The organism is Mycoplasma sp. CSL7503-lung (assembly GCF_025515455.1).
In the GTDB taxonomy this organism is placed as follows: domain Bacteria; phylum Bacillota_I; class Bacilli_A; order Mycoplasmatales; family Metamycoplasmataceae; genus Mycoplasmopsis.
In genome coordinates this window covers 1-10,661 of record NZ_JAOPHP010000026.1, presented here as the reverse complement: position 1 = coordinate 10,661, position 10,661 = coordinate 1, and the positions used below count along the sequence as shown (strand labels likewise).

Annotated in this window: 10 protein-coding genes and 1 tRNA gene; 7 read left to right on the top strand and 4 right to left on the bottom strand. The window is 23.8% G+C overall.

Annotation, left to right across the window (positions count from 1 at the left end; genetic code table 4):
• Positions 1 to 122 precede the first annotated feature (122 nt).
• Positions 123 to 3,368 (bottom strand): hypothetical protein, encoded by a 3,246-nt coding sequence (locus N9R85_RS03450; protein WP_262858598.1) that lies wholly within the window; start codon positions 3,366 to 3,368, stop codon positions 123 to 125.
• Positions 3,369 to 3,757: 389 nt separating this feature from the next.
• Here N9R85_RS03450 and whiA point away from each other — a divergent pair, with 389 nt between their 5' ends.
• The 5 genes from whiA (at position 3,758) to rplT (ending at position 7,112) form a co-directional block, all read left to right on the top strand.
• Positions 3,758 to 4,612, top strand: coding sequence for a DNA-binding protein WhiA (gene whiA / locus N9R85_RS03445; protein WP_262858597.1), 855 nt, complete (start codon positions 3,758 to 3,760; stop codon positions 4,610 to 4,612).
• A 186-nt stretch (positions 4,613 to 4,798) separates the two neighbouring features.
• On the top strand, positions 4,799 to 5,668 hold the full coding sequence (locus N9R85_RS03440) for a hypothetical protein (protein WP_262858596.1): 870 nt from the start codon (positions 4,799 to 4,801) through the stop codon (positions 5,666 to 5,668).
• 156 nt (positions 5,669 to 5,824) lie between these two features.
• Entirely contained in the window at positions 5,825 to 6,511 is a 687-nt protein-coding gene (gene infC, locus N9R85_RS03435) for a translation initiation factor IF-3 (protein WP_262858595.1), read from the top strand.
• A gap of 1 nt (position 6,512) precedes the next feature.
• Positions 6,513 to 6,701: a 50S ribosomal protein L35 gene (rpmI, locus tag N9R85_RS03430; RefSeq protein ID WP_174892773.1), complete on the top strand. Its 189-nt coding sequence runs from the start codon at positions 6,513 to 6,515 to the stop codon at positions 6,699 to 6,701.
• Between the two features lie 60 nt (positions 6,702 to 6,761).
• Positions 6,762 to 7,112, top strand: coding sequence for a 50S ribosomal protein L20 (rplT, locus tag N9R85_RS03425; RefSeq protein WP_205851686.1), 351 nt, complete (start codon positions 6,762 to 6,764; stop codon positions 7,110 to 7,112).
• Between the two features lie 89 nt (positions 7,113 to 7,201).
• Here the strand turns inward: rplT and N9R85_RS03420 are convergent.
• Positions 7,202 to 7,275, bottom strand: a tRNA-Trp gene (locus tag N9R85_RS03420).
• Between the two features lie 221 nt (positions 7,276 to 7,496).
• On the opposite strand from N9R85_RS03420, the gene metK reads away from it, so the two are divergent.
• A complete protein-coding gene (gene metK / locus N9R85_RS03415) occupies positions 7,497 to 8,633 on the top strand; it encodes a methionine adenosyltransferase (RefSeq protein ID WP_262858594.1) in 1,137 nt (378 codons plus the stop codon).
• A 46-nt stretch (positions 8,634 to 8,679) separates the two neighbouring features.
• Positions 8,680 to 9,063, top strand: a complete 384-nt coding sequence (locus N9R85_RS03410; protein WP_262858593.1) for a hypothetical protein — start codon at positions 8,680 to 8,682, stop codon at positions 9,061 to 9,063.
• Positions 9,064 to 9,195: 132 nt separating this feature from the next.
• Here the strand turns inward: N9R85_RS03410 and N9R85_RS03405 are convergent, their stop codons facing one another.
• Positions 9,196 to 10,296, bottom strand: a complete 1,101-nt coding sequence (locus tag N9R85_RS03405) for a DUF3137 domain-containing protein (protein ID WP_262858592.1) — start codon at positions 10,294 to 10,296, stop codon at positions 9,196 to 9,198.
• 57 nt (positions 10,297 to 10,353) lie between these two features.
• Positions 10,354 to 10,476 carry a hypothetical protein gene (locus N9R85_RS03400; protein WP_262858591.1) on the bottom strand — a complete coding sequence of 41 codons (123 nt, stop codon included), beginning with the start codon at positions 10,474 to 10,476 and terminating at the stop codon, positions 10,354 to 10,356.
• Positions 10,477 to 10,661 lie beyond the last annotated feature (185 nt).

Here is a 10,661-nt window from a genome sequence, read left to right as displayed (position 1 = left end):
TATAATTTGAGTTATATTATTTTCGGTGTTAATATAATATATAATTTAATAAATTAAAATGAAAAAAACTCATATCAATAAAAAATTAATATGAGTTTTGTGTCAAATTTTATTCACCTAACTTAATCTTCTAATTTAATTGTTTCTATATTTTTAAAAAGTTTCTCGGTAATTATAATTGAATTATCTAAATTTAAATATTTTTGCTTATTTAAAAGATAATTTTCTTCATCTATAGAATTATTTAATTCATATAATGCATTTTCTCTTTGTTCATTCGAAAGCTGTTTGAATATATTTTTATCATTGTTTTTTATATTCTTTTCCTCTAATAAACTTATTTTTTCTTTAATTTCTCGAAGCTTTTCGCTATTATCGACATTATTTAAAATAGTATTTAAATTATTTTTTTCAAATTCGTATAATTTGTTTGAATTAGTAATTTTCTCTCTTAAATTAGATATTACACTTTCGCCGTTAAAAATCAACGCATAATTGTTTAAAAAATTAATATCACCATTTACAGCTTCACTATTAATATTTTGAGTTATTCTTTGCTTAATTTCATTATATTTATTTGAAAACTCAATTTGTTTTTCTCGTTCAAGAAGTTTATAACCTTTTTCTGAGTCATAATTTTCAAACTCAACAAATAATTCATTTAATTGATTCATTTTTCTATTTAATAAAGTTGCATCGTTTAATTTATTTTTTAAAGTATCAATATCAATTGTTTTCTTAATTTCGCTAGATAAATGATTTTTTTGTGAAGAGTTTAAATCCTCAAAATTAGACAATTTATCTAAGAAATTTTCTTCTTCAAAGTTATCTAAATTTTTAATAAAACTAACTAAATTGTTTTCATTAATATCAAAAATATTATTTAGTCTTGAAATTAATTTTTCTTTTCATTCTTCAAACAACTTATTGCTATTATTTATTCTTTTAAATACCGAAGAATAAAGATCATTTGATTTTTTAGCTTTTTCAAATAAAGTAACTATTTGTTCCTTTTTATTGTTTATGTAATCTAGATCTAAAAAGGAATTTAGATCATTTATTTTATTTCTAATTTCATTTAAAGCATTTTGAAAATTTCTATTATTTAAATTATTAAGAGAATTATTTTTTGAATCATAATCTTCAGCTTTTTTTATCTCTTGTTTTAATTCATTTAATTTTGATTTATATGAATTTACTAATTCTATTATTGAATTTGTAGAATCAAGATTTGAGATATTTTCAATAATTTCATCCTTAAAAATATCTTTGAAAATTAAATTTTCATCATCACTTAAAAAAGTTTTAATTTCAATAATATTTTTCTTTGCGTTATTAATGTCATTTTGCATTGACTTTGTTTTTTCTTTTAAATCATCATATTCTTGCTTTGAAATTAATTTAGCCTCATCAACGCTTGATGAGTTTTGAATTTTAGACATTATTTCATTTGGAATCAATAATGTTTTGTCAATCTTGCTATTTCAATGTTCTTTTGCGAAATTAAAATCAGGATTATCTTTTCCGAAATCTTGTTTAATCTTTTTGAAATTATACTTATTAAACTCTTCGATAACTTTAGGTACAATTTTGGATATTTCATCTTTTTTAACAGTTTCTAAAAATAAACCGTTTATTTCGTTGCTTGATATATAGTTAAATCTGTTATTAAATAAATCATTTATCTTTTTTACAACATTATTTTTTAAATTATTAATCTCATGTATTTTCTGATTAGAAAAAATATTGTTTATATCTGATTTTTTTGTATTTAAAAATAATAAATTATCATCTATATCATTTAACAATAGTAATTCTTGATTAATTTGATTTTTGATTGAATTAAAATTATTCATTAACTCTCTTAATTTTGAATTATCATTGTTTCTTAAGTTTTCAAGAGGAATGCTAAATTTGTCGTTTAAATATCTAACAATAGGAGAATAACTTTCATTATAACTATAATCGATTTTAAGTTTATTTATAGCATCAGTTAATTCGTTTCTATTTATAATAAATTGATTTGTTTCTACCGGCAAATCTATATTTATTTCATTGTATTTCCTTTGTGTGAATCAACCATCATTTGGAGTCATTTTATATGCTGATACCTTAATAATTTGCGGATGTTTTAGTTGATAACCGATATTTATTTCGAATTTATTGCTATTATATGTAGAAGGAATTACTTTAGATATTAAATTGCCATCTACATCAAATTCAATATGAAGATTTTGATATGCTTTTGGATTTTCGGATGTTATCAATGTTATTTTATCGTCTCTATCATATACATTTTCAAAATGTAAATTATTAACTAAAGGACCTAAAACATTATTATTAATTATATTGTCTGTGTAATTAAAATTAGTTCTATAAATAGATTGAATAAGTGACGGACCAGGAAAGTCACTAAATACTACGCCAAGTGTTGAAAGTTCTTTATGATTATTAATATAATCAGTTACTTTTTGATTAACTTCATTTGATGAAGTGTTTGGTTGTCTACCGCTAGCATATGAAGTAAAATTTACATATAATCTATTATCACGGTAACTTTTATTATTAGTTCTTTGAAAATGATCCGTAATGTGCTTTACTTTTTGATCGCTAGAATTAATTCCATCATATTTATCTTGGACAACATAATTGTCAGTAATTGCTCTAAAATGAAAACCACCAACTGTATCTCTATTAATTTTATGATGCAAATGGTTTAATACTATTATTTTCCCTCTATATTGCCCTATATTAAACCCTTTTTCTCTAGATAGAGTATCAACATTTTCACCAGATTTATTATAAATATAATCATAATAGTCTCTAAATATAGTTTTTTGATAAATTTTATTAGCCTCTTGAGCATATCCTTTATTATTTACGTCAAAATTTTCATCTTTTATTCTAACTATAATAAATTCACTAGGGTGCTCTTTTAAAAATTTAACATATTCTTGAAATGCTTTATCGATAAATTGATATGATGGGATTCTACCATGAACTAAACGACCGTCATTTTGCATTCTTAAATCAAAAGCTCTTACACCTAATTTTAATTGATCTTCAAAACTAAAATATTGAGTTTTAGCCAATAAAGAACCTCCGAAAGTTCATAAAAAACCTCATCCATTATACATAGTTGAATCGTGTGTTCCTGGTATACTCAATGAAAATAAACTCCTATTGTCAGGTATCCCTTTCATTCAATCAGTAGCCAAATAATCACTAATATTTATTTCTGCTCCATCAATATGTGCTAAACCCTTTTTTAAATAAGCCGTTTTATTGTTAACTGAAATACTACTTGATAAGACAATTGGCAAAGTCAACATTGAAATAAAAGACCAAAAGAACAATTTCTTTTTCATACATCTCCTTTGTTTTGTAAGCATATTATTATTAAAAAAATAGTACTTAATTATATAACTTAGATTCGAATATTATTTACAATGTATTTTTAAACCATAAAACTTAAATTTATTCTTTTTTTATATAAATAATGTGAATAAAAAACGACCTTACTATGCCGATTATTTATTTTTTTATTATTTTAAAAATTAAAAAAGATTTTTACAACATATTTAATGCAAATTTTATTCTTAATTTACTATATTTTTGTTATTCTTTTTAAAAATATAAATCTCACAATTTAATTTTACATTAAAAAAATAATATTTTGTTATTATTTATGAATTTACTTTATTTATAAATTTATTTTTCTTTTAAAAAAAACTAAATATTATAAAATAAAAACACAATGGAAAAATATAAAAGCTCATTTTCTTGAACCATAAAAAAAGAAATAATAAACAACATAACTAAAACAAAAGAAATAAAATCATTTTTATATGGTTTGTATTTTTCTAACGCAATAGAAAAAGAAGATTTTCAAATCATCACAATAAAAAATAACTATATTTTAAATAAAGTTGTTTCAAGGTTGAATAAATTAAAAATTACCATTTACAAAATATTAAAAAATAAAATTTATATTTCTAATCAAGAGTATAAAAAAATAATTGATAAAAAATGAGAAGAAAAACTAACTAGTTTTTTTGCTGGTGTTTTTTGCGGTGGTGGCAGTATTTCTGATAAAAACTCAACTTCTTATCATTTAGAAATTTCAACTCATTCAAACGAAAATACTGAAATGATTATTAAAAAATTAAATAAATATGACTTTAATTTTCAAATACTAAAACGTAGAAACAGATATTTAGCTTACACTAAAAAAATTGATGAGTTATTAGACTTTTTATCTGCCATAGGTGCTAAAAAATCGTGATTTGAATTACAAAATTTAAAAATAACTAGAGATATCGAAAATGTTTCCAATAGAATAAATAATATAGATATTTCTAACCTTCAAAAAATTGCTAATAGTTCGATAAAACATATAGAGAATATCAATTATATCTTCGAAAATAATTTAATGGATATGTTCAATGATGACCAATTAGTTTTTTTTAGAATCAAATTAGAAAACTCATGAATTTCAATGAATGAAATAGTTAAAAAACTAGAACAAGAACATAATATAGTAATAACCAAAAGTGGTTTGAATCACTGATTAAGAAAATTAAATAATATAGTATTAGATCATAAAAAATAATTAATTTTTATGATCTAATTTTTTATTTTTATAAAAATTTTTACCCCAATTTCAAAAAATGCATTTTACATGATTAAAAACTTTTATTTTGTATTTTTTACACTCTAAAGTATGGTTTTTAGATTTACGACCATTATCTTTTTTAATATAATTTTTAAAACTAAAAATTAAACAAGGAGAAAGTTAATGAATAAAGTAAAAAAATATTTTATTTTTATGGGGTCGACTATATTTTCATCATATTCTTTAATAAACATCGTTTCATGTTCAAATCAAAACAAAAAAGAAGAAGCAAATAAATTAAGTAATGATCAAAATAAAATAACAAGTAATCAAAAAAGCGTAAACCCTAATCTATCTAGTTCTAACAAAACAAATAAAAATAATGAAATAATTAGTAAAAATATCGAAAAAAGAATAGAAAAAATTTTTGAAAAAGATATTAAAAATCAAAAAAATGTGAAAAGAATAGAACCAAAATCAAAAAACAACACAGCAACAAAAGAAAATAAAAATAATGTAACAAATAATGATAATCTAAAAAAAGATGACAAAATAATTAATACCGATTCTATAGTAAATAACAACAAAAATGTAGAATCTGAATCAATCGAAGAAAGTAAAAACCAAAAGAATATCGAAGATTCTTCTTCAGATCAAAATAAAACTCAAAACAATAAGCCTAATTCTGAAAATAAAGAAAAAGAAACAATTGAAAATGAACAAAATATAAAAAACGAAGAAGAAACTCAAGAAGATGAATGAGATCAATTGAAAGAAAATACAGAAGAAACACCTATAGATGAAAAAATTTTAGAGGAGACTAAAAAATACAAAGAATCAAACGATATAGTTTTTTTAAAAGAAAAAATAAAAAATTTAATAGAAAAATATAAAAAAATTAAAATAAAAGAAAATGATTTTTATAAAAAGAGTGTGATTTCTTATAATTTAGATTTATTACCAAGACTTTTAAACTCTACTGAAATTGATAACATAAAATCTGGTTTAATTGAAGGAACAAAAGATATTTGAAGGTTGGAAAACGAAAATTAAAAATATTTAAATTTATCTTAGTTTAGATAATTAAAATTAGAATTTTATTTTTTTAGATAATATGATAAAATAAATAAGCAATATAAAAATTTAATTGCAGAAAGTAGAATCACTTCTCACCTGATGGACTATATCCTTGGGTTTTGCTACAATTAAATGTATCTATTTGATACATTTTTGGCGAGAGCGAATGAAACTTTTTTACTTATTATTTTAAGGAGAATTATTATTATTCAAGACAAAAGAAAAAAACCAAAATCTAACCACTATGTAAACAGAGACATTCCATATTCTAGAGTTTTCTTAATTGATAGTGAAGGTAACAAAGTTGGTGTTATGTCAACTTCAGAAGCTATTGAAAGAGCTAAAAACCAAAAAATGGATTTAGTTTTAATTAGCGTTGAACCTAAACCAATTGCTCGTATTTTGGACTACGGTAAATTTAAATACGATCGAAAGAAAAAACAAAAAGAACTTAAAGAAAAACAAACTAATATACAAAATCGTGAAATTCGTTTGACTCCTATGATTGGAGAAAATGACTTATTAACAAAAAGTAAAAAAGCAACAGAATTTTTACTTAAAGGTGATAGAATTAAAGTTTCTGTTAAATTAAGAGGTCGTGAATTAGGGCGTAAAGATCTTGGTATAAATGTTTTAGATAGATTTTATTCAAAAGTTGAAGCCATTGCAGATAAAACAACTGAGCCAAAATTAGTGAATGAAAGATTTTTAGATATGAATCTCCAACCAAATAAAACTAAAATCGCTAAATATTTAAAAGAAAAGAATCAAACTTCTGATGAAAATTCATCAAATAGCGATTCTAAAGAAGGAGAATAAAATGCCAAAAATGAAAACTAAAAGCGCTTTAAAAAAGCGTATTAAAGTTACAGGAACAGGTAAAGTTCTTAGAGAACAAGCATACCGTTCACACTTAGCACAAAATAAAACCACAAAACAAAAGCGTCAATCTCGTAAAGCTACACTTATGTCAAAAAGTGACTTAAAAAGATTTAAAGCAATGTTTTAATCTTGTTAATTTATTTTGTAAAAATTTATTTAGTTATATAAATTAGAAAGGAAATATATTATGGCAAGAGTTAAAGGTGGTACAGTTACAAGAGCAAGACGTAAAAAATGATTAAAATTAGCTAAAGGATATTTTGGACACAAATCAATCGGTTACAAAGTAGCTAAACAAGCAGTTGTTAAATCATGAACATACGCATTTAGAGATCGTAAACAAGTTAAAAGAAACTTCCGTAAATTATGAATAGCTCGTATTAATGCAGCTACAAGAGCTGAAGGTTTAAGTTATTCAAGATTTATTAACGGTTTAAAAAGAGCAAACGTTACAATTAACCGTAAAATGCTTTCAGAATTAGCTATTAACGAACCAAAAACATTTTCAATGTTAATTAAAATCTCTAAGGAAGCTTAGATAATAGTGAAAAATCAAGTAATTTGTTACTTGATTTTTTTATATAAAAAAATCAAACTATATAAATAAGTTTGATACAAATTACATTTTGGCAGGGGTTAAAGGAATCGAACCCTTACTTTTGGTTTTGGAGACCATAGCACTACCATTATACTAAACCCCCTTGTATTAATATAATTATAACATTAAAATTTCTAATTAAGATTAATTATGTTATAATATATAAACTTTAACGTAAGCATATAGAGAATGGTTCAGACTGTGATATAAACCATTACCAACCTACAATTATAGCAAGGTGGTCAGTCAGAAGTTAATTTATATTAACTTAACATGCGACAATTCCTAATGCTTCTAACATAATATATAAAAAGGAAGTAAAAAATGAGAAAACTATTTACAAGTGAATCTGTTGGACGTGGTCATCCAGATAAAGTGTGTGATCAAATTTCAGATTCAATTTTAGACGCGTATTTAATGCGTGACCCTAAAGCTAAAGTGGCAATTGAAACTATGGCAAGTGGTCATAATATTTTTATTGCCGGAGAAGTTAATTCACAGGCAGAAGTTGATGTTATTGAAATTGCAAAGAATATTTTAAAAACATTTGATTATTATACAAGTGAGACAAGTTTTATAACTGACATTAAAAAACAAAGTCCAGATATCTCTCAAGGTGTAGAGTTATCAAATGATGAAATCGGAGCAGGAGATCAAGGTATTATGTTTGGTTTTGCAACTGACGAAACCAAAGAATTTATGCCTCTAGCAATAACACTTGCTCATAAATTAGTAAAAAAAGCAGAAGAATTAAGGGTAAGCGGAGATTTTAAATGAGCAAGAGCAGATATGAAATCTCAAGTTACCCTAGATTATACTGACCCTCAAAAAACAACAGTTGATACTGTTTTAATTAGCATACAACACTCAGCAAATTTTGTTGAAAGTGAATTTAAAGATTTTATAAAAAATAACATTATTAAACCAGTTTTAGAAGAATATAAACTTGAATTACCTGATAAAATTTTAATCAATCCTACTGGTAAATTTGTTATAGGTGGTCCGATCGGAGATACCGGTTCAACAGGTAGAAAAATTATTGTAGATACTTATGGAGGAGCATCAAGACATGGCGGTGGAGCCTTTAGCGGTAAGGATGCAACAAAAGTTGATCGTAGTGCCGCTTATGCAGCTCGTTGAATCGCCAAAAATATAGTTGCTGCTAAATTAGCTAAAAAAATTGAATTACAAATAGCATATTCAATCGGTGTATCTCAACCAGTTTCGGTAATGGTAGAAACCTTTGGAACAGAAACAGTTAAAAAAGAAATTATTGAAAAAATAATTATGGAATCATTTGATTTAAGTCCTAAAGGAATAATAGATTCTCTAAATTTAAGACATCCAATTTATGCTAAAACATCATATTTCGGACATTTTGGTAGAGATGATTTAGATTTACCATGAGAAAAAACAAACAAAGTAGACCAAATATTAAAATTATTAAAGAAATATCGATAAAAAGAGTAAAATTAATATTATATTAAAACATTTTTAAGGAGAAATCATGAATAGAGAATGCAACAAAAGAGCATGTCGTGAAGCGAGTGCTGCAAACACAATGGAAACACGTGAAGAGAAAGTGTACGAGCCAGTTGGTGGTATCCGTTGTGAAGATGAAGGTATAGCAAACAAAATAGCTAACCAATTGCTAGAAGACAAAAAATATGAAGTTATCGAACAAACTAGAGTCGGTTACCAAGAAAAAGAAGTAAATATTGAAAAGGTAGTGGAACTAAAAGAAGAAAACTTAGTTCAAGAACAAGAAGAAATAATATTACAACAAAACACAAATGAACAAGTTTATCAAGAAATTCAACAAAAAGAAACTCATGTTTATGATCTACTAGACGTTTTAGCAGAATATAAAGATTTTCTTCAAAAATTCTAAAAATAATTCATTAATATAGTATAATATCTTTGAGCCGACATCGAGAGAAATTTAATTTCCTTGTGTCAAACAAGCCTTCTAAAGAAGGTTTTTTTATTTAAAAAAATCCAAAATATAATTTGGATTTTCGTTTTATTTATCTAAGTAGATTGGTATATAAATTATTGATAAGATTCAATATAAAGTATATGTGTCATATAAAAAGTCATTATACATAGAATTTAAAATTTTATCTTTATTTGTAGAAGAAATAATGTCTAACTCCATAAAATTCATAGGTACAGAATACTCAAAATAAATTGAATCACCAGTTGAAGTTACATACATAGAATTAACTATTGAACCATTAATGTCCTCAACTCTTTTAACCGATAATTCCATTGAAAGCGGAGTATACATTTGTCTTGCCTTTAATTCATCATCAGATACTAATCTTATTTTCTTGTTAAATTCTTTATTTTCTAATTTTATTGGTTTTTTACTGAATATTCCGCCCTTGAATAAAGTGAATTCAAAAGCTCTATCACCTAAGTTTCTTGTATCAATTTTTAAAACACCTCTATTGAAATATCTTTTCGAAACCACTTCGCCTTTTGAGTTTCTAACTATTTGAAGATAAACAACATTTATGAATGATGCAGGATATTTATTATCGATTAATAAATATTTTTGTTTTGATTTTTCAACAATTCTAGCATCATTTGGAACATCATAATTAAAAGTTATAATTTCTTCACCATCAAGCGAACTATCTAATATTTCACTTTTGCTAAATTGTTCAGTATCTAAAAATTTTTCTACATTTGTTTTTGTTGATAAATAATTAATACCGTTATTTACCTTTTTAAAAGATTTATTGTATATTTTTTCAACGTCAATTGAACTTCTAATTTTAGATATTAATGTGTTTAAAGTTTTTTTATATTTTCAAAATATAATAATTCCAACAAACATTAACACAACGCTTAGAATTAAAAAAACTAAAAATACAATAAAATTAGTGCTTTTTCCATTTTGAAATCCTATCACAAAAAGTAACAAAACCCCAAGTAAAAACGCAAATGCAGAAAGTATAAAAAGTATTATTGATGTTTTTTTATTATTATTCATTTTCTTTATTGATGATTCATCCGAAAACGCTTCATCAATTGCGTTTTTAAAAATAGGATAAACTGTTTGATCTGTTATAAACTTATAAGAATCAAAATTCATATAATCTTCAACTATTTTCATAAAACCCCTTTATTAAATATGTTTATATATTTAAATTATAATATATTAAATAACCATTTATATTATTTGATGTTTTTTTATCTCGATATATCCACTTTTTTCTAAATCATCAGGTAAATTCAAATTACCAAATTTTATTCTTTTTAAATAAACAACTTCTAAGCCAAATTTTAAAAACATTCTTTTTACTTGGTGAAATTTACCCTCGTTTATAGATAAAAAACACTCGTAATTATTTAATAAGTTAGGTGAATAAAATTTGACACAAAACTCATATTAATTTTTTATTGATATGAGTTTTTTTCATTTTAATTTATTAAATTATATATTATATTAACACCGAAAATAATATAACTCAAATTATA